The following is a 19,648-nucleotide window of genomic DNA, read 5'->3' as shown; positions in this document are numbered from 1 at the left end:
TTATATTAATTGCTGCAATTGCGTGATTTCCTATTGACTTCCTCTTTGTTTTGACGAACAATAGCGATAGAGACGCACATTAACTAGGTGTCCAGGAAGGGCGTAAACCTTCCAGCAAAAGCACCTGAACATAAGGAGACCCAAATCATGACAGAAACCATGACAGGAAGCCCCGTGTTTGAGGAGGTTTTTCAGAACATCCGCAAGGCAGCCGAGGCCAATCTAAAGATGCAGCAGGAAGTCTATAGCCAATGGGCTAGCATGTGGCCTGGCATTCCGACGCCCCAAACTGCGGTGCTGAATCAAATGCAAGGATTTCGAAAGCAATGGGTTGATACGATTTCGACTCTGGCGCGCAAGCATCGTGATGTGGTCGAGCGACAATACCAGGCGGCGATTGAATCCCTGGATGCAGCGCTGAGCATCACGGATGCAAGTACGCCCGAGGAGTTCCGGCGGCGGTCTGAGCAACTCTGCCGCAAGTCTCTTGATTGCATGAAAGAAATGACGGAATCGCAAATTCGCGAATTTCAAGAAGCAATCACCAAATGGACAGATTTGTTCGCAAAAGCCGGTCCTTGAGAGGCGGTCGATCAACTCGAGTGCTATGGCCAATGTAACTCATGGGGTTCCAGTTAGGACCCCATGAGTCGTGTTTAGTCGATTAACATTCCAGGTAGGTGCTATCATGAAAATTAACGATCGAGTGGCGTTAGTAACGGGAGCCGGTAGTGGAATTGGAGCAGCAGTCTCACTGGAATTGGCTAAACGCGGAGCGCGCACAGTGGTGTTGGTCGATAGAAGAGATCAAGTCTATGAGTTAGCTGATTCCATCAACTCGGAAGTGGGAAGACAAGTCGCTGAGGTCAAAGTAGGCGATACCACCAACGACACCTTCCGAACGCAAGTTTACGAGGACGTGATGGAGCGTCATGGAGTCGTTTCGATCTGCGTCCCGGCGGCGGGCATCACCCGCGACGCTTTGGCGGTGAAGCTAGATAAGCAGACAGGCCGGGCTGAACCCTATTCCGTCAAGTCCTTCCGCGAAGTCACTGAAGTCAATTTGATTGCACCAATTTATTGGGCCATCGAAATGGTAGCGAAACTCGCAGAGAACCGCTGGCGACAAGGGCTCAAACAGTGGCAACCTGAAGAAGAAGTCCAAGGGACCATTATGTTCATCGGCTCGGTCTCCTCCCAGGGAAACAAGGGTCAGATCTCGTATGCTGCGACAAAGGCAGGCCTGGAAGGTGCAGCAGCCACGTTAACGAAGGAGGCCATGTACTACGGCGTCCGATGTGGGATAATCCATCCTGGCTTTACCGATACCCCCATGCTACGCAGTCTGGGCGAAGACTACATCGCGAAATATGTGTTACCGTATACCCAATTGCGTCGACTGATACGTCCCGATGAAATCGCCGATGCGATTTGCTTCATGATTTCTAATTCGGCAGTCAGTGGGCAACTCTGGGCAGATGCCGGTTGGCATCCCCAGGCTTAATAAAGTACTGCCATTCGTGTTTTCATCAGAAGCCAGAAGAGTGCGAAATGTCCGAGGAAGTCGTTCAAATAAAGCGCTATCCGAACAGACGCTTCTATTCTCGCAATGACAGCAAGTATGTCTCTTTGCAAGACATCGAAAAGCTCATTCGGGAGGGAAGGACCATTGAAATAAGCGATAGTCAATCAGGAGAATCTCTTACACGGAGTGTGCTCGCGCAGATAATTCTCGACCGCCAACCTGAAAATATCTCATTGTTTCCAGTGGATATGTTGCACAGCATCGTCCGCTCGAACGAAATGGTAACCGACTTCCTAAGAGATTATTTCCAGCATTCCTTGACTTACCTCGACTATCTCCAGCGGCATACTGCAAGTGCGAAAGACTTGGTGAATCCAATGCATTGGGCTAAGGCCTGGATGGATGGGTTTAAGCCTGCCAACGGGTCCCCCAAGAAATCTCTTGATGAGAAAGCACAACTGGCTCAAAGGATTGAAGAACTTGAAGATCGTATCAAGCAATTGGAATCCAGAGAGAATTTGGATATCTGATCGCTATGCGTCCCTTGAATGAGGTTCCGGTGAGGTGCTAGAGTATCCGTACTCAGTCGCTTTCATGAACTCTCATTCAGCTATGGAGTACTATGTTTATGAGTCTTTACAAGGTAATCGAGATTGTCGGAACCAGTGAGGTCTCCTGGGACGATGCCGCCAAGAATGGAATAGAGATCGCACGCCGAACGCTGCGGGATTTGCGCATCGCTGAGGTGACCAAAATGGATCTCAAGCTCGAAGATGGGAAAATCCTGTACCGCACGAGGCTCAGTTTGTCTTTCAAGTACATTGATGAAGGATGATGTGCCTTGCCGGCCGCATCAAGTGTGAAAATACCCTATGAGTATCCGCAAGGAATTATTGGACTCTCTTTCTGAGCACCGACAGACTGCCCTGCTTGGTGGGGGACAGGGCAGACGCGATAAACAGCATGCCCGAGGCCAACTTTCAGCTCGCGAGCGACTCGAATGTCTCTTTGATGCTGAAACATTTCAGGAATGGGGAATGCACGTCGAACATGCTTGTCATGATTTTGGCATGGAGAAGACGAAGCTCCCCTGTGATGGGGTAATCACTGGCGTTGGACATGTCGACGGTCTGCCAGTTGCTTCGTTTAGCCAAGACTTCACTGTTGGTGGCGGTGCTCTGGGGCAACGGCATGCCAAGAAGATTTGTGACGTCATGGATTATGCCCTGGAATGTGGCATGCCATTCGTCGCGATCAATGATTCGGGTGGAGCTCGAATCCAAGAGGCCGTGGAATCGCTTTCCGGTTACGGGCAAGTTTTTTATCGCAATGTGATGCTCTCGGGTTCCATTCCCCAGATTGCAATCATTGCGGGCAATTGCGCAGGTGGGGCAGCCTACTCTCCCGCTCTCATGGACTTCCTGATCATGACGCGCGAGAATGCAAACATGTTCATTTGCGGTCCCCAAGTGATCAAAGCGGTCACGGGGGTCGATGCCACGATGGAAGAGATCGGTGGTGCGGTAGCAAACGCGAGTATCAGCGGGAATGTGCATTTTATTGCCGACAACGATGAGCACGCGATCCAGCTTGCTAAGGATTTGCTATCCTACTTACCTCCCAACAATATGCAGGACCCTCCTCATCGTCCGACAACAGATATATCCCTCGACCCGGATGAAGTTTTGAACGAATTAGTTCCCGAGGATGCCAAAGCACCACTCGATATGCAGGCGATTATTGATCGACTGGTAGATGGCAGTCAGTTTCTCGAAGTCCATCGGGATTTTGCCACCAACCTGATCGTTGGATTCGGTCGGATCGATGGCATGGTAGTCGGCATCATTGCCAATCAGCCAAACGTCAAAGCGGGATCCCTCGACATCGACGCCTCGGATAAGGGAGCTCGCTTCATTAGGTTCTGCAATGCATTCAATGTTCCACTGCTCACCTTGGTAGATATTCCAGGTTTCTTGCCCGGCGTGGGTCAAGAACGTGGGGGCATTATCCGCCATGGAGCAAAGATGCTCTTCGCCTATGCCTCGGCAACCGTCCCTAAGATCACAGTCATTGTCCGCAAGGCCTATGGGGGATCCTACCTGGCGATGTGTAGTCGAGATCTGCGTGCAGATATTGTGTTCGCCTGGCCGACTGCCGAAATCGCTGTGATGGGTGCCGAGGGGGCCGTCAATGTACTGTACCGCAAGGAACTCGAAGCGACAGAAGACAAGCCAGCACTGAGACAGCAACTTATCGATGAGTACCAAGAGAAATTTGCGTCCCCATATATGGCAGCAGCTCACGGCATGATTACCGACGTGATTGAACCTTCTCAAACCCGCTCAGTGGTGTCGTTGGCTTTACGCAATACCGTCACAAAACGGGCGATCCGGCCACCCAAAAAACATGGCTTGATACCCCTTTAACGCACATAATTGAAACACGAGCCCGATAGAATCAAGCATGAAAAAACTCAGAATCACGGTAGGAAAGAAGTCGTACGATGTAACGGTTGAAGTGCTCGGAGAAGAAGTTCCCACGGCCCATCTCTCTGGTTCTCAGTCCACAAGCAAGCACATCCCTCCCGCGCAGGTTTCTGCACCAGCGCCGGCAGCTGGGGCGCCTTCTACGAGTCACTCGGACGGAGCCGTGTTAAGCCCCATGGCAGGAGTAATCAAGTCGATATTCGTGAAGCAGGGCGACGAAGTTGCTTCTGGGACAGTGTTACTAGTCTTGGAGGCTATGAAGATGGACAACAAGATTACTGCCTCCTTGTCGGGGACAGTCGTCTCGATCAGTGTTCGAGAGGGTGACAATGTTCAAGAAGGGCAAGAATTACTCGCCCTGGAATAGCAGACTAGGTCTCTATCTTTCAGTTTCATAGAAAAACGCGGTAGATATTCAATATTGGTACGTTGATGCATCCTCTAACACTAGCGATATCGCTCCATTTCAGCCTTGAGCCGCTCTGGCATGATACGGGTCTCCCGCTAGCAATTATGGGGATGTTTATCGTGTTCGTTGCGCTGGTACTTGTCAGTACTTTTATTTCCAAGCTTCCCCACATCATGGCGCTGCTTGATAAGTATCTACCCCAAGCTGAACAATTGCTGATACCACCTAAACCGCGCGGAGAAGAGATTCCCGATGAGGTAATCGCCGTTATTGCCGCGGCTGTCTCCGAGGCCTTGGGAAAGCCTCATCGCATCATTCATACTCGTGAACTCACAAGTCGCGAAATGGCCTGGCCACAGCAGGGGCGCTGGGAAATCCATGCCTCTCATAAACCGCACAACTGACTAATTCAAAGAATTTGAATCTGGTATTGATCGGAGCAACTATCCATGGAGTTCGTTGACTACCTAAGCTCCAAAGCCATTCAACTCTACCAAACGACTGCCTTTCCGAATATGCAGTTGGGCAATCTCGCGATGATCGCGATTGGTCTTGCGTTTGTTTATCTAGCCATTGCCAAACACTACGAACCACTACTGCTTATTCCGATTGGTTTTGGAATAGTCGTGGGAAATATCCCTGCAGTCCAGGGCATGAGCCTCGGAGTTTATGATGAAGGAAGTGTCTTGCGGTATCTCTACTTCGGAGTAGAGAAAGGTGTCTATCCACCACTGATCTTTTTGGGGATCGGCGCCATGACGGACTTCTCGACGATGCTCTCAAACCCCAAACTCGTATTGCTGGGAGCCGCAGCTCAGATCGGTGTGTTTCTTACTTTTCTGGGAGCCCTTTGCCTTGGATTCACCCCTCAGGAATCGGGTGCTGTCGGCATCATTGGCGGTGCCGATGGACCAACTGCAATTTTCTTGTCTTCAAAACTGGCCCCTTCGCTTTTGGGTGCAATCGCAATCGCGGCCTATTCCTACATGGCCCTTGTTCCGGTGATCCAACCTCCGATCATGTACTTGTTGACCTCTCACGAAGAACGCCTTATTAGGATGAAACGTCCTCGGCACGTCTCTCGGCGCGAGCGGATTATATTCCCAATCGCTGCATTCTTGATATGCACACTCCTGGCACCAGGCGCATTGGTGCTAATCGGAATGCTCTTCTTTGGTAATCTGCTCAAGGAATGTACGGTTACTGAACGACTAGCAAATACGGCACGCACCGTGTTTATCGACATTGTGACAATCTTGTTGGGCTTTTGCGTCGGTGCCAGCACCAGTGCAAGTTATTTCCTGCAGCCCACGTCCATTCTGATTTTTGTGCTGGGGGCCCTATCTTTCGCCGTGGCAACGGGGGGCGGCATTCTATTCGCAAAACTAATGAATCTGTTTCTACATGAACCTATCAATCCCCTGCTTGGCGCAGCAGGAGTATCAGCGGTTCCCGATTCAGCGAGGGTCGTGCATATGGTAGGATTGAACGAGGATCCCCAAAATCACCTGCTCATGCATGCCATGGCACCAAACGTCGCCGGTGTAATCGGCTCGGCCATCGCGGCTGGGGTGCTGTGGTCGCAATTGGCGATGTAGTTCTCCGTGGGCTCAAATGTGGCCCATGAACAAATTTAACATTGCGGATGAGCCTCAAGAAGCTCGGCATTGTCCTATTTGAGATGAGATCGAAAAATCACTGACTAGAGCGAATGAAAAAGCAGTCTTTCTGCGGAATGTCACTGTTGCTGTAGCTGTATTGGGGTCAGGAACCAGCGGTTGGCGGCCTTAAGACTCTTCGAATAATCTGCACGACAGTGTGATGTCTGGTCATGTCGTCTATAGCGTGGAAATCCTGCGACTGTCTTATGTCACAAAATCAGCGCGCTGTGCAGCACAAAGGTATCGAATATCGAGTCAAATTCAATTGCAGCACCTTAACCTCGATTCGAAATCACAGATTCAAAAATCCGTGAGGGACTCTGGAGGTAGAGACACACGTAACGCGTTAAGCACGGCAAAGACATCGATAACCTCCTGCAGGACAGCACCCGCAACGGGTGACAGATATCCCGCCGCGGCGAAACCCATTCCCACAATACTCAACGCCATCCCACCGACTGCACTCTGCAGTGCAATTCGTCTCATCCGCCGGCTGATGTGCATGAATTCGTCCACCTTTTCCAGCGAACTGTCCAAGATAACGACACCGGCGGCTTCCGTCGTCACGTCGCTGTCTTGGCCAATCGCAACTCCAACGGTCGCTGCGATCAACGCAGGTGCGTCGTTGATGCCGTCCCCTACAAACATCGTGCTGGTATGTTCATTTTCCCTTTCAACGATTGCGACCTTCTCCTCTGGACTTTGGCCAGCATGAATCTCAGTGATTCCTACTCTCTCTGCCAAATATTCCACCTCCGACGAACGGTCCCCCGAGACCAGCAGCACCCGGTCAAATCGATGTTTCGGCTCGAGATGATGAATGAATTCAGCCCCTTCTTTGCGAGGCTCATCTCGAAAGCGATAGGTACTCGCATATTTTCCGTCAAGCTCGACAACACACTCCATTCCGCTAACCACAGGCGGAAGTTTCTCTGCGGCACTGGGATTGGCCGCCAAGAGTTGCTTGCGGCTGGTGATCCAAACGGTGTGTCCATCGACCCGACCTCGCAAACCCTCACCAGGCCGCTCACTGATGTCGCTGACCTCACGAAGTGAAATGCTTTTTCTTCGAACCTCATCGGCAATAGCTTGTGAGAGTGGATGCTTGGAATATCGCTCAACACTGCCCACCAATTTGAATAGCTCATTCTGGTCAATGCCGTCAACCGTGAGCTTCTCGGTCAAATGCGGTCGTCCGTAAGTCAATGTCCCCGTCTTATCAAAGATGGCCGTACGACAACTGTCGATTCGCTCAAGTACGACTGGATCCTTAACGACGATACCTCGCTTTGCTGCGAGCGAGATTGAACCAATGATCGCTACAGGAATGGCAATCAATAGCGGACACGGAGTCGCAATAACTAGTACTGCAAGAAAGCGGATCGGCTCGTGGCTGATTACCCATGCCGCCACTGCAATTGCCACAGCCAGCGGCGTATACCATGCCCCTAGCTGGTCGCCAAGTCGCCTGAGTTGCGGACGCCTCTGTTGGGTTACCTGCATGACCTCCATGATCTTGGCGTATCGAGAGTCCACCGCGAGTTTCGTTGCTCGAATCGTCAGTGCAGATTCCCCATTTACAGCCCCGGAGAGGACTGCTGCGCCGGGTGTCTTGGACATCAAGTAGGGCTCGCCAGTTAGATAGGATTCGTCCATGACACCATGCCCCTCGATTACCTCGCCGTCGACTGGGCAGATCTCGTGTGGAAGGATGACAAGCGAGTCTCCAGGAACAATGGCATCCAACTTTACGTCTTCGAGAGTCGAGTCCTGCACTCGATGAGCAATCGAAGGCATGCGGCGGGCCAGGGCTTGCAGAACCGACGAAGCGCTGCGGACGGCATAGGCCTCCAGAGCTTCACCACCCGATAGCATCAACACCACGAGGGTACCGGCAAGATACTCACCGAGCAAAACTGCAGTCACTATCGAGATCCCAGCCAACATGTCCGAGCCGAACTCGGCGCGAAACAACTTGACGAGAAGTTCAATAACCAGTGGTACTCCGCCCATGATTAAGGCGACTACCAATGGGATGTCAACCAACCTTGACGGGCCAAGCCCTCCAAAACGCATCAAAAGATGGATGACAATTGCAAGTATCGATAACAGGGCAATCAGATGCTGCCTTAGAGACCAAAGGTAACTGGGTGATAGACGGAGCATTTAAGGATCGGCCTTTCCACCCGTTCTCAAGTGAATTGTCCAAAAACGTACTCCGATTTGGCAAAATTACGCCCCATGGCGGTGCAGAACAGCAATGATTTGACTCTCTCTACACCACCATGGACGTGAAAAGGCCAGAATCATGCAATCGTCACTTGCTCATCGAGATACACATCTTGGATTGCGTTGAGCAACTGCACCCCCTCAGCCATGGGACGTTGGAACGCCTTTCGGCCGCTAATCAATCCCATGCCACCGGCACGCTTGTTGATGACCGCAGTACGGACCGCTTCTGCCAAATCGCCGCTGCCGCTAGATGCACCTCCTGAATTGATCAGGCCACATCTTCCCATATAGCAGTTGGCAACCTGATAGCGGCACAAGTCGATCGGATTATCTGTGGTCAACTCATCGTAGACCTTCGGCGAAGTCTTGCCAAACTTCAGAGCATTGTAGCCGCCGTTGTTCTCTGGCAACTTTTGCTTGATAATATCTGCCTGGATAGTTACACCTAAGTGGTTTGCCTGACCCGTGAGATCGGCTGACACATGGTAATCCTTGTCCTTCTTGAATTCTGAGTTGCGTAGATAACACCAAAGGATGGTTGCCATGCCGAGTTCATGGGCCCGTTGGAAGGCTGCCGCGACCTCGACAATTTGCCGCGTTGCCTCAGCGGAACCAAAATAAATCGTGGCCCCTACGGCAGCAGCACCCATGTCGTAGGCCTCCTCTACCGTACCAAACATGATTTGATCAAACTTGTTGGGATAGGTCAGGAACTCGTTGTGGTTGATCTTCACAATAAAGGGGATCTTGTGTGCATATTTTCGAGCCACGATTCCAAGAACGCCGTAGGTTGAGGCCACCGCATTACACCCTCCCTCTATCGCAAGACGAACTATGTTTTCCGGGTCGAAATAAATAGGATTCGGCGCGAACGAAGCCCCCGCGGAATGTTCTATTCCTTGGTCCACTGGAAGAATCGAAAGATATCCCGTTCGGCCCAGGCGTCCATTACCAATTAGTCTCTGTAAATTACCCAATGCCCGCACGTTTCTGTCGCTGGCTGCGTAAATGCGGTCCACGATATCGGGACCCGGTAAGTGAAGCGAATCCTGGGAAATCGTTTGGCAACGATGATTCAGTAGGGCATCGGCTTCGGAGCCAAGCAGTTCGACTAAGTTATTCATGGAATTAGAACCTCATACTTTTAGGAAATTAAAGGCGCTCGCCATTTGCGTTCTAAACTGATTGTAGCGTTTTTCGTGCCTTTCTCGATGAATCTCAGCCTCAAGTTCCAAAACTCTTTTCAACGGCGAGTCGTGAGTGATTTGACAAGGATTTGCAGATTCTCACGAGTTTTTGGGAATAGACTGACTCATTGAATTGGCACACTAGTGTGCGTATCTGGCACAGTTTCATGTGCGCTTCACAACTCGCCTCAAGAAGATGGATTTCGATAGTCACTTAGAAATGAGCCGACTCGTACTACCAACCGGATTCTAATGTGAACTCAAGAAACAGGGTGTCAGCACATAGCTTCTGAAAATCGAACTGAATGAAAACTATCTGGAACAGGCGAAGTTCTTCAGCACATTTCTCAAAAAATTTGGATGGAACGGCATTTGCCCTAGGCTCACACCAGCAACTCATGTTGCCAATCAATCAAATCCGAGCGGTGCCCAACTGCTTATCCAGGGTGACAATCGGCACTGTGAAATAAGGGACAACCTGTGAACAACCACCGATTTACTACCGTTGACGGAAACGAAGCTGCTGCTTTGGTTGCCCACGCGACGAATGAAGTCATCGCCATCTATCCAATAACACCTGCTTCCCCGATGGGTGAGTATTGCGATACCTGGTCTTCTCTAGGGCGACACAACATCTACGGTACTGTGCCAGAAGTGATCGAGATGCAGAGCGAGGCAGGTGCAGCGGGAGCAGTCCATGGTGCCCTGCAGGCGGGAGCATTGAGCACTACCTTTACCGCCTCGCAAGGTTTGCTGCTCATGATTCCCAATATGTTCAAGATCGCTGGCGAACTTACTCCCACTGTCTTCCACGTCTCGGCCCGCACTGTGGCAACTCATGCTCTCTCGATCTTTGGCGATCACAGTGATGTAATGGCGGTACGGAGCACGGGCTGGGCGATGCTGGCGGGGAACTCGGTCCAGGAAGCCCATGACTTTGCCCTGATCTCTCAGTCAGCAACTTTTCAATCCCGCGTACCGTTCTTGCACTTCTTTGATGGTTTTCGAACGTCTCACGAGGTGAACAAGATCGAACGAATCTCTGAAGCGCACATTAAAGAGATGCAACACGAAGAATCTGTTCAAGCCCATCGCGATCGAGCGATGGATCCAGATCGACCCGTGTTGCGAGGTTCCGCCCAGAATCCTGATGTCTTCTTCCAAGCTCGCGAGGCATGTAATCCCTTCTATCTGGACGTTCCAGGTATTGTTCAGAAGACAATGGACCGATTCGCCCAACTTACGGGTCGTCAATATCACCTTTTTGATTACGTCGGAGCGGAGGATGCTGACCGGGTGATTGTGATGATGGGTTCCGGAGCCGGATCTGTCGAAGAGGCCGTGCAAAGTTTGTCGCAAAAAGGCGAGAAGGTCGGCTTGCTCAAAGTGCGACTCTACCGCCCCTTCGACAGAGAGGCCTTCCTGGCTGCCTTGCCGAAGACGGTAAAGTGCCTAGCCGTCCTGGATCGCACGAAGGAACCTGGCGCTCTGGGTGAGCCCTTGTACCAGGATGTCTTGACGGCGTACTTCGAAACCCAGGGATCAAAGAATTCTGAATTGCCTCTCATTGTCGGAGGTCGCTACGGACTTTCATCCAAGGAATTTACTCCGGCAATGGTTGTAAGCATCTATGAAGAATTGACCAAAGATTCACCGAAACAACATTTCACCGTTGGAATTCGAGACGATGTCACCCATCTTAGCCTCCCCTGGGATCCCGAGTCGTCTAAAGAAGCTGACGATGTGAAGCGGGCCGTGTTCTATGGCTTAGGTAGCGACGGAACGGTCGGGGCCAGCAAGAACTCCGTAAAAATCATCGGCGAAAACACACCATTGTATGCTCAGGGTTACTTTGTCTATGACTCGAAAAAGGCTGGTTCCGTCACCGTGTCGCACTTGCGTTTCAGCCCTCGACCGATCAATTCGACCTATTTGATTGACCAAGCGAACTTCGTTGCCTGTCATCAATTCAATTTTCTAGAAAAGATGGATGTCCTCCAGGTTGCTGGACCAAAATCGGTATTTCTCTTGAATAGTCCTTATGGCCCAAAAGAAGTGTGGAAGAAACTTCCTCAGAACATTCGGCGACAGATTGTTGACAAACAACTGAGATTGCATGTCGTAGACGCCCTCAAAGTTGCTTCCGAAACTGGGATGGGAGGGCGAATCAACACCATCATGCAGACGTGCTTCTTTGCTTTATCAGAAATATTGCCACGTGATCAAGCCATTGAACAGATCAAGAAAGCCATTCGCAAGACGTATGGTAGGCGAGGCGAACAAGTGCTCGAGCGGAACTTTGCCGCCGTCGATGCAACCTTAGCAGCTCTTCATGAAGTGCAAGTCCCCGAGATAAAGGGCACAGATATTCCCCTTGAGCCCGCGCTAGATGTCAGTATTGATGCCACTTTTGTAGAGAGAATCACGACGGCCCTCATTGCTGGCAGAGGTGAACTCTTGCCTGTGAGCGCACTCCCGGTCGATGGAACTTTCCCCACAGGCACGGCTAAGCTCGAAAAACGCAGCATCGCTGCCGAAATCCCTATCTGGGATCCCTCGATATGCATTGATTGCGGTCTTTGCTCGCTAGTATGCCCGCATGCTGCCATCCGCATGAAGGTCTTTCCCCAGGACGCGGTTGCCTCTGCCCCGAATGGGTATCTATCGAAATCGTGGCGCGATAAAGAAAACCCTGATAATCTGATGACGATCCAGGTTGCTCCGGACGACTGCACGGGGTGCGGAGTCTGTGTCGATGTCTGTCCTGCCAAGAGCAAAGAGGTGGCCCGCCACAAAGCCATTAATATGGAACCCAAGGACGATCATTTGCAGAAAGAGCGGGCAAATTTCGATTTCTTCCTTGATATCGAACAGTCCGATCGTACGCAACTGAAGATTGACTCTGTCAAAGGATCGCAATTGCTCGAGCCGCTTTTTGAATTCTCCGGTGCCTGTGCAGGTTGCGGGGAGACTCCCTACCTCAAACTGATGAGCCAGATGTTTGGAGATCGTACGTTGATTGGTAACGCGACGGGCTGCTCGTCCATCTATGGAGGCAACCTACCGACAACGCCCTGGTCCACCAATCCACAAGGCCGGGGGCCGACTTGGAACAACTCGCTCTTTGAAGACAACGCCGAGTTTGGGCTCGGGTTGCGATTGGCAATCGATGCGAAGTATGAATATGCCCAATCACTGTTGGCAGCATGTGCCGGATACCTAGATCTGGAATTAGCCGAAAGTTTGCGCGAATGCTGTTCCACCAGCGAGCAGGAGCTGGAACTTCAAAGATCGCGGGTCGCGACATTGCGTAAGCAGCTTGCCAATCATGACGCATCTGCAGCACGAGCTCTTTCAGCGATTGCTGACGTATTCGTACCACGCAGCGTGTGGATTGTGGGTGGCGATGGCTGGGCTTATGACATTGGTTTTGGAGGACTCGACCATGTTCTCACCACTGGCCGAGATGTAAATATCCTGGTACTCGATACGGGCGTCTACTCCAACACAGGAGGCCAGGCTTCCAAATCAACCCCTCGAGCCGCAGTGGCAAAATTTGCTTCAGGTGGAAAGCAGTCTCGCCGAAAAGACCTCGGTATGCTTGCTGTTTCGTATGGGAACGTATATGTCGCCCAAATCGCCATGGGAGCGAATCCAGCTCAGACGATTCGTGCCTTTGCCGAGGCAGAATCTTATCCTGGCCCCTCGCTAATCTTGGCATACAGCCATTGCATCGCCCATGGCATCAATATGGCCACTTCGATGACTCATCAGAAGGACGCGGTGCAATCCGCCTTTTGGCCCTTGTACCGCTATGATCCTCGAGAAGCTCGCGAGAACGGGCAACCATTCCATCTCGATAGCCGAGCCCCCCGTATGACATTCCGCGACTTTGCGATGCAAGAAGCACGTTTTGGGATGCTCGCACGGTCCAACCCCGAGGAAGCAGACCGCCTGTTTAAGCTGACCCAACAGGACATCAACGATCAATGGCACTACTACGAACAAATGGCTGGCATCCAACGCACAATGTCGGAGTAATTACACACGCAATGCGAACAAGCATTTTAAACAACTAATTGGTGGGACTTACGATGAGTACTGAACTTTCGACTACATACTTGGGCATGAAGCTGAAGAACCCTCTGATTGCTTCTGCAGGGCCACTTACAGGAAACATAGACGCTCTCCGTCAACTGGAGGAGAGCGGTATCGCAGCGGTCGTGATGCCATCGTTGTTTGAAGAGCAGATCGAACACGATGAAGCAGAAATCGATCGATTGTATAGATACCAGGCTGAATCCTACGCCGAGTCGCTCTCCTATTTTCCGGAGACAGAACACTACAGCAAGGGACCACAAGAGTACCTCGATTTACTCCAAGAAGCCAAGAGTGAACTTTCTGTACCAGTCATTGCTAGCCTAAACGGACACACTCCCGGTGGGTGGACCCGCTATGCACAAATGCTCGAGGAAGCGGGAGCAGATGCGCTAGAACTAAACATCTACTTCGTTCCGACCGATTGTGGCATGGATTCGCTAGAAGTTGAACAAAGATATGTCGATCTGGTTGCCAGCGTTAGACAGTCGATCGACATTCCCTTAGCGGTCAAGATCGGATCTCAGTTTACAAGCATTCCTAACATCGCCTACCGGCTCATGACCGTCGGTGCGGACGGACTCGTGCTTTTCAATCGATTCTTGGAGCCTGATCTTGATCTCGAAACCTTGCAGATCATTCCCGACTTGGTTCTCAGTCAACCCTATGAAGTACGGTTGCCTTTGAGGTGGATCGCCATTCTGCGCGATCAATTGCAATGCTCACTAGCTGCTACCAGTGGCATTCATCATGCAGCCGACGTGAGTCGGGTTCTCTTGGTTGGCGCAGATGTTGCGATGCTGACCACGGCACTTCTAAAAAAGGGCCCCCGCCACGTTGAGACCATTTTGGTGGATCTGGTGAATTGGCTATCAGAAAATGAGTATGTTTCCGTAGAACAACTCAAGGGGAGCATGAGCCGGGCCAATTGCCCAGACCCCAGCGCATTGGAACGCGCGAACTACATGAAAGCATTAACAAGTTACACAAAAGAATATTGGTATCCTTGATAGGCGATTGAAGCTTCCTGGTGAAACGAAATCTAAAAAAGGACATAGCAATGGGACTCCATGAAAACATGCACTCGGAAACAGTCAGCAGACTTGCCCTCCGCGAACCCGTCGTGGTCCAAGAGACAAGCACGATTGGCGAAGCAGTCACGGCCATGCGGAAACATCAGCTTGGATGTGCCATCGTACTGAGTCCGAATCGAGTGCCGATAGGTTTGTTCCCTGAATCTGAACTGACACGACTGCTCAGCAAAAACTCAGATGTCATTGATGAACCCATCTCTAAACACCTCAAGAAAGACTGGCCTACGGTCAAGCTTACCGACCCCATTGCCCGGGTGCTGGATGCTTTAGAATCTTACAATGTGCGGTTTCTAATCGTAGTCAATGAAGATGGTCAACTAGCTGGCCTGACCGGTCAGAAGGGGCTAATGGAATATGTCGCAGAACATTTTCCCGGCCAGGTCAACGTTCAACGAATTGGCGGAAACCCATACCCTGTAGAACGGGAAGGAGCATAACCATGTCTAAGAAGCAAGTCCCTGCGGAATCTGAGGAATTTCAAGACCCGCTGCAAAACTACGACCCAAAAGTGTATTCCGATCCGTTGGAGAAAGCACTGGCAGAAGAAAGCGTCAGTGAGATTCAGTATCGACCCGTAGCTGTCGTAACTCCAGATACACCGATTCACAAAGCAGTCGAGAAGATGGCGAACCTTCAAATTGCCAGTCTTCTTGTTGAAGAGGACGGGTGTCTGGTTGGTGTCTTCTCTGATCGCGATGTGCTCGACAAGGTGGCACTAGAATATGCACAAGTAAAAAATAATCCTGTGAGAGACGTCATGACAAAAGACCCCGCATTCGTCTACGAATCAGACTCCTCAGCCTCTGCGTTATGCGTGATGGCAGTGCTTGGTTTTCGCCATGTACCCGTCATTGATGCAAAACATAAAGCACTCGGGATCATCAGCCCGCAACGCGTAACAGCATTTTTGCGAAAACATTCCTACGACTAAATTACTCATACTGACGAGAACTATCAATTTCCACAACGAATCGCTGAAACATTGCGTTTGAGCAAGAGAGGTGTTCCATGAGTCAAAATGATTTAATTGCCAAACTGAAAAGAGGTCGCTTTTTCAGTAATATGGATCCAGCAGATCTCGAAGAGGTTGCCAAAATCTGCCGTGAAGTAGAAATCCCACAACGCACTGTTATTTTCGAAGAATATGATCGTGCCAAAGAGGTTTATATCATACTCAGTGGGCAAGTCTCGCTGGCAATCTGTGAGCCCAAGCAGAGTTGTCGACAGATTGCCATCGTGGGAGAAGGAGAGCTAGTCGGTTGGTCGGCATTATTGGGCAGAACTCGACTTTCAGATACTGCCAGCACTTTAACTCCTGTTAAGGCGCTAGTATTCGAAGGCAACGAGTTGTCGAAGTTCTGCACTGATCACCCTACTTTTGGCTTTGAGTTCATGCGTCGCGCTGCTAGTGCCCTGGCACTCCGATTGAGTGGAACACGTCTGCAATTGTTGGAAATGTGTGGCTCCCGGCTGCCTCTCTCTGGTGATCAAATCGAGAGCGACTGATTGCAGACATGGACAGATAATATTTCACTCTTTGCGAGGAATGACTAGACCAAAGTGAGTCTGGTTTTTTAAGGACCCAAATCAAAATGCACATTGCATATTGTCTTGCATATTCAGGGAGCCCTGCTTTACCTTCAGACACCATCGACCGTCTCGACTCTTTCACAAGAGCGTTGCCTGGCTGGTGGCACTTCACTTGGATCTGTGCCTTTATCGCTCTCGCAAGTGCCACCAGCTTTTATCGCTGGATCATGGCCCAAAGTGAAGGAAACGAGCGAATGCAAGAGATAGCTCGGTACGTTCGCGAGGGGTCCTATGCCTACTTGCGAAGACAGTACCGCGTGGTTGCAATTTTCTTTGTCGTTGTTTCGGCTCTGCTCGCAGTCATGGCCTTCGGTCTGCATGTCCAGCACAAATTGGTTCCCTTCGCATTTCTCACAGGTGGTTTCTTCTCTGGTCTTGCCGGTTTTTTTGGAATGAAGACGGCTACGAGTGCCTCAGCACGTACTGCCCAAGGGGCGAGCCAGTCGCTTGATCAAGGCTTAAAAATTGCCTTCCGCGCGGGCGCCGTGATGGGCTTAACCGTTGTCGGATTGGCGATGCTAGACATTAGCTTATGGTTCTTGTATCTCTACAAATTCCATCACCAGGTTTTTGGCGGGGAACCGATGAGCCTGGAAACGATCACCGTTGTGATGCTCTGTTTCGGAATGGGAGCTTCGTCGCAAGCACTCTTTGCCCGCGTTGGCGGCGGCATTTACACGAAGGCTGCCGACGTCGGGGCAGACTTAGTTGGCAAAGTAGAAGCAGGTATCCCTGAAGATGATCCTCGTAACCCCGCAACGATTGCAGACAATGTGGGCGACAATGTAGGCGACGTCGCTGGCATGGGCGCAGATCTCTATGAATCCTATGCCGGATCGATCCTTGCCACGATGGCTTTGGGAGTGGCAGCGGTCACCTTTGGCGGGGTGCCCGAGGGATTTGAAACCGCACTGTCTGCCCAACTGGCATTTATGGGTGCTCCGATGGTGCTGTCAAGTCTTGGTATTCTCCTCTCGCTGGCGGGTATTTTTCTCGTGACCACCAAGGAAGGTGCCTCGATGAAGGATTTGATGTGGGCACTGAACAAGGGCATCTGGGGATCAAGTGCCATGGTTGTGGTGGTCGCGGCGGTGGTGATGCCGATTCTGTTGCCTGCAAGTATTGCCTGGGGGGTTGTGGCAGCAGTCACTATCGGCCTGATAGTAGGACTCATCATCGGCTACGGCACTGAATACTATACGAGTGCAGAATATAAACCAACCAAAGGGATCGCCGACCAGGCCACCTCGGGAACCGGTCCTCTAATCATCGACGGTATCGCAGCAGGATTAATGTCGACGTGGATTCCGATCACGGCAGTATGCCTCGGCATGCTGTTGTCTTTTGGTATGTGTCACGGTTTTGAGAATCTAGCGATGGGTCTGTACGGCGTGGGAATGGCGTCGGTAGGTATGCTATCGACACTGGGCATCACGCTCGCAACGGACGCCTATGGCCCAATTGCTGATAACGCCGGCGGCAACGCCGAAATGGCCGGCTTGTCCAAGCAGGTCCGCGAACGAACTGACGCCCTCGACTCGCTCGGCAATACCACCGCGGCAGTGGGGAAAGGATTTGCCATTGGCTCGGCCGCGTTGACTTCTCTCGCTCTGTTGGCCGCCTATATAGAAGAAGTTCGCGTGGGAATCCATCGCGAAGCAGCTGCCGTCTACCAGGTTGAAGATAGCCAAGGTTACAACGCGGTCGATCTAGGGTTCGGCAAGTACGGCCTTTATGTGCCCGGTGCCGACGGAAGCCATCGTGAGAACTACACCATTAGTGCGTTTGAAAGCACCGCAAACCATGCCGTGGAAGTCGTCGTCGATGGAAATCCAGTGGACATGATCATCAATCATCAGGGGGCTTCCGTTCTAGAAGCGGACGTTGACCCAGTGGTTGCCGAGCTCACTGCAGCGGCTCCCGCCGGTTTGTTCGACTTCATGGACTACTACGAGGTCACGTTGATGAATCCCAAGGTACTCGTGGGAATATTTTCCGGTGTGCTGATGGTCTTCGTCTTTGGTGCAATGACAATGAAAGCGGTAGGTCGTGCCGCTATGGAAATGGTGAGGGAAGTTCGCAGACAATTTCGCGAAATGCCAGGCATCATGGAGGGTACAACCACACCCGATTACGCCCGCTGCGTAGCCATTTCTACTGCCGGTGCCCAACGCGAGATGATTCGCCCATCGCTACTTGCCGTGTTGGCGCCAGTACTCGTCGGTTTGTTGCTTGGCGTTTCTGGAGTTATGGGCCTACTAGTGGGAGGACTATGTGCAGGATTCGCATTGGCAGTCTTTATGGCCAACGCCGGTGGGGCTTGGGACAACGCAAAGAAACTTATCGAGACGGGCCAACACGGTGGCAAAGGATCCGATGCCCATAAGAGTGCCGTTGTGGGCGATACAGTCGGCGATCCATTCAAAGATACTACTGGCCCTTCGCTCAACATACTGATCAAGCTGATGAATATGGTAAGTATCGTGTTCGCCGGTCTGGTTGTGAAATATGCACCCGAAATTTCTTCCTTTCTCGGCATGGGGCAGTAGTTTTTCCAACCACTATCGTCCAAGGAGAGTCATCATGGATATCCATCTCTATCTCATGTGCTATCGCACCGAAGCCCTGGTAGCCTCGCAACTGAAAGCGGAAGAATTTGGCGCGTATATGGCAGTGGGGACACAAAAAAAAACTTTCGGCAACGTAGTCTTTTTTGAGATCGATCCCACGTTCCGCTCGAAGGAATTGCATCTCGATCAGGTTGAAGCAAAATGCAAAGCACATCCCGACGGCACTCCACGGCGAAGCAAGTACATGAGCCTTTACCGTGTCATGGAACGTGTCCCGCTTTCTGCCTATGGCAAACTTCACCTCACCACGCGAGACGGTCGTGTACTATCACTCAATGGACGGGACTTCGATGAGGAAAACAGCTCCGAGGGGCCATTTATGTATGCTGAGTTGTGCCCTTTGACATCGCGGGTGGTCTCTCACTTAGGTCCAAAGGCATTTGCTCAGCGGATCACTGATCCCAAGACTACCGTCTGTGTCCCACGCATCTTTTTCGCCGAGACACAGGTTGAACTGGACGACGGGGGTCACTTGGCGAGTTATCTCCCATACGCCAACCCAAGCCACATAGAAGATTGTATCCGGGAAGTTGAGGAGCGCCCCAACAAACTTGGCAAAACTGTAGACCGAAATCCGCCGTTGGCAGCATTTTATCGCACAATTGCAACTGGTTTCTATCTAGGAGACTCCACTGGAATCAAGTTCTACGCCTATCCAGATGTCGCGACCCTTGATGCCGAACATCACACTTGGTGGCGATCCGCCTCAATGGGTTAAGCGTAGGGGCAAATTTAT

The 19,648-nt window shown here is 51.3% G+C and carries 17 protein-coding genes; 15 read left to right on the top strand and 2 right to left on the bottom strand.

Annotated elements, in window-relative coordinates; all coding sequences use genetic code 11:
- Positions 1–147: 147 nt before the first annotated feature.
- The 8 genes from Pr1d_RS05100 (at position 148) to Pr1d_RS05065 (ending at position 6,018) form a co-directional block, all read left to right on the top strand.
- The gene (locus Pr1d_RS05100) at positions 148–582 is read left to right on the top strand and encodes a hypothetical protein (RefSeq protein WP_148072518.1); all 435 of its coding nucleotides are present in this window, start codon (positions 148–150) and stop codon (positions 580–582) included.
- A 106-nt stretch (positions 583–688) separates the two neighbouring features.
- Positions 689–1,504 carry an SDR family NAD(P)-dependent oxidoreductase gene (locus Pr1d_RS05095; protein ID WP_148072517.1) on the top strand — a complete coding sequence of 272 codons (816 nt, stop codon included), beginning with the start codon at positions 689–691 and terminating at the stop codon, positions 1,502–1,504.
- 47 nt (positions 1,505–1,551) lie between these two features.
- Positions 1,552–2,055 (top strand): polyhydroxyalkanoate synthesis regulator DNA-binding domain-containing protein, encoded by a 504-nt coding sequence (locus tag Pr1d_RS05090; RefSeq protein ID WP_148072516.1) that lies wholly within the window; start codon positions 1,552–1,554, stop codon positions 2,053–2,055.
- A 98-nt stretch (positions 2,056–2,153) separates the two neighbouring features.
- Entirely contained in the window at positions 2,154–2,360 is a 207-nt protein-coding gene (locus Pr1d_RS05085) for a dodecin family protein (RefSeq protein WP_210417890.1), read from the top strand.
- A 37-nt stretch (positions 2,361–2,397) separates the two neighbouring features.
- Positions 2,398–3,951, top strand: coding sequence for an acyl-CoA carboxylase subunit beta (locus Pr1d_RS05080; RefSeq protein WP_148072514.1), 1,554 nt, complete (start codon positions 2,398–2,400; stop codon positions 3,949–3,951).
- A gap of 37 nt (positions 3,952–3,988) precedes the next feature.
- Positions 3,989–4,378: a biotin/lipoyl-containing protein gene (locus Pr1d_RS05075; protein WP_148072513.1), complete on the top strand. Its 390-nt coding sequence runs from the start codon at positions 3,989–3,991 to the stop codon at positions 4,376–4,378.
- 65 nt (positions 4,379–4,443) lie between these two features.
- Complete coding sequence (locus tag Pr1d_RS05070) at positions 4,444–4,824, top strand: OadG family protein (RefSeq protein ID WP_148072512.1); 381 nt, start codon at positions 4,444–4,446, stop codon at positions 4,822–4,824.
- 45 nt (positions 4,825–4,869) lie between these two features.
- Positions 4,870–6,018: a sodium ion-translocating decarboxylase subunit beta gene (locus tag Pr1d_RS05065; RefSeq protein WP_210417889.1), complete on the top strand. Its 1,149-nt coding sequence runs from the start codon at positions 4,870–4,872 to the stop codon at positions 6,016–6,018.
- A gap of 363 nt (positions 6,019–6,381) precedes the next feature.
- Here the strand turns inward: Pr1d_RS05065 and Pr1d_RS05060 are convergent, their stop codons facing one another.
- Both Pr1d_RS05060 and Pr1d_RS05055 read right to left on the bottom strand, forming a co-directional pair.
- Positions 6,382–8,247 (bottom strand): heavy metal translocating P-type ATPase, encoded by a 1,866-nt coding sequence (locus tag Pr1d_RS05060; protein ID WP_148072511.1) that lies wholly within the window; start codon positions 8,245–8,247, stop codon positions 6,382–6,384.
- 140 nt (positions 8,248–8,387) lie between these two features.
- On the bottom strand, positions 8,388–9,437 hold the full coding sequence (locus tag Pr1d_RS05055; protein WP_148072510.1) for a class I fructose-bisphosphate aldolase: 1,050 nt from the start codon (positions 9,435–9,437) through the stop codon (positions 8,388–8,390).
- 543 nt (positions 9,438–9,980) lie between these two features.
- Between Pr1d_RS05055 and nifJ the strand changes: the two genes are divergently transcribed.
- The 7 genes from nifJ (at position 9,981) to Pr1d_RS05020 (ending at position 19,630) form a co-directional block, all read left to right on the top strand.
- Complete coding sequence (gene nifJ, locus Pr1d_RS05050) at positions 9,981–13,541, top strand: pyruvate:ferredoxin (flavodoxin) oxidoreductase (protein ID WP_148072509.1); 3,561 nt, start codon at positions 9,981–9,983, stop codon at positions 13,539–13,541.
- A 53-nt stretch (positions 13,542–13,594) separates the two neighbouring features.
- The gene (locus Pr1d_RS05045) at positions 13,595–14,608 is read left to right on the top strand and encodes a dihydroorotate dehydrogenase-like protein (protein ID WP_148072508.1); all 1,014 of its coding nucleotides are present in this window, start codon (positions 13,595–13,597) and stop codon (positions 14,606–14,608) included.
- Between the two features lie 20 nt (positions 14,609–14,628).
- Entirely contained in the window at positions 14,629–15,129 is a 501-nt protein-coding gene (locus Pr1d_RS05040; protein ID WP_148072507.1) for a CBS domain-containing protein, read from the top strand.
- A gap of 2 nt (positions 15,130–15,131) precedes the next feature.
- Positions 15,132–15,623, top strand: a complete 492-nt coding sequence (locus Pr1d_RS05035) for a CBS domain-containing protein (protein WP_148072506.1) — start codon at positions 15,132–15,134, stop codon at positions 15,621–15,623.
- A 77-nt stretch (positions 15,624–15,700) separates the two neighbouring features.
- Positions 15,701–16,198, top strand: a complete 498-nt coding sequence (locus tag Pr1d_RS05030; protein ID WP_148072505.1) for a Crp/Fnr family transcriptional regulator — start codon at positions 15,701–15,703, stop codon at positions 16,196–16,198.
- A gap of 86 nt (positions 16,199–16,284) precedes the next feature.
- Positions 16,285–18,831 carry a sodium-translocating pyrophosphatase gene (locus tag Pr1d_RS05025; protein WP_148072504.1) on the top strand — a complete coding sequence of 849 codons (2,547 nt, stop codon included), beginning with the start codon at positions 16,285–16,287 and terminating at the stop codon, positions 18,829–18,831.
- A 34-nt stretch (positions 18,832–18,865) separates the two neighbouring features.
- Positions 18,866–19,630: a hypothetical protein gene (locus Pr1d_RS05020; protein WP_148072503.1), complete on the top strand. Its 765-nt coding sequence runs from the start codon at positions 18,866–18,868 to the stop codon at positions 19,628–19,630.
- Positions 19,631–19,648 lie beyond the last annotated feature (18 nt).

Source organism: Bythopirellula goksoeyrii, from assembly GCF_008065115.1.
Taxonomy (GTDB): Bacteria; Planctomycetota; Planctomycetia; order Pirellulales; family Lacipirellulaceae; genus Bythopirellula; species Bythopirellula goksoeyrii.
Note: the sequence above shows the minus strand (reverse complement) of the source record. Positions and strands in the feature narration are given on the sequence as shown.

Bases quoted from the DNA above. Each gene is read 5' to 3' on its own strand.
- Pr1d_RS05035 (WP_148072506.1), top strand. From the start codon at position 15,132: ATGTCTAAGAAGCAAGTCCCTGCGGAATCTGAGGAATTTCAAGACCCG.
- Pr1d_RS05075 (WP_148072513.1), top strand. From the start codon at position 3,989: ATGAAAAAACTCAGAATCACGGTAGGAAAGAAGTCGTACGATGTAACG.
- Pr1d_RS05020 (WP_148072503.1), top strand. From the start codon at position 18,866: ATGGATATCCATCTCTATCTCATGTGCTATCGCACCGAAGCCCTGGTA.
- Pr1d_RS05055 (WP_148072510.1), bottom strand. From the start codon at position 9,437: ATGAATAACTTAGTCGAACTGCTTGGCTCCGAAGCCGATGCCCTACTG.
- Pr1d_RS05090 (WP_148072516.1), top strand. From the start codon at position 1,552: ATGTCCGAGGAAGTCGTTCAAATAAAGCGCTATCCGAACAGACGCTTC.
- Pr1d_RS05065 (WP_210417889.1), top strand. From the start codon at position 4,870: ATGGAGTTCGTTGACTACCTAAGCTCCAAAGCCATTCAACTCTACCAA.
- Pr1d_RS05025 (WP_148072504.1), top strand. From the start codon at position 16,285: ATGCACATTGCATATTGTCTTGCATATTCAGGGAGCCCTGCTTTACCT.
- Pr1d_RS05100 (WP_148072518.1), top strand. From the start codon at position 148: ATGACAGAAACCATGACAGGAAGCCCCGTGTTTGAGGAGGTTTTTCAG.
- Pr1d_RS05095 (WP_148072517.1), top strand. From the start codon at position 689: ATGAAAATTAACGATCGAGTGGCGTTAGTAACGGGAGCCGGTAGTGGA.
- Pr1d_RS05060 (WP_148072511.1), bottom strand. From the start codon at position 8,247: ATGCTCCGTCTATCACCCAGTTACCTTTGGTCTCTAAGGCAGCATCTG.
- Pr1d_RS05080 (WP_148072514.1), top strand. From the start codon at position 2,398: ATGAGTATCCGCAAGGAATTATTGGACTCTCTTTCTGAGCACCGACAG.
- Pr1d_RS05030 (WP_148072505.1), top strand. From the start codon at position 15,701: ATGAGTCAAAATGATTTAATTGCCAAACTGAAAAGAGGTCGCTTTTTC.
- Pr1d_RS05070 (WP_148072512.1), top strand. From the start codon at position 4,444: ATGCATCCTCTAACACTAGCGATATCGCTCCATTTCAGCCTTGAGCCG.
- Pr1d_RS05085 (WP_210417890.1), top strand. From the start codon at position 2,154: ATGAGTCTTTACAAGGTAATCGAGATTGTCGGAACCAGTGAGGTCTCC.
- Pr1d_RS05045 (WP_148072508.1), top strand. From the start codon at position 13,595: ATGAGTACTGAACTTTCGACTACATACTTGGGCATGAAGCTGAAGAAC.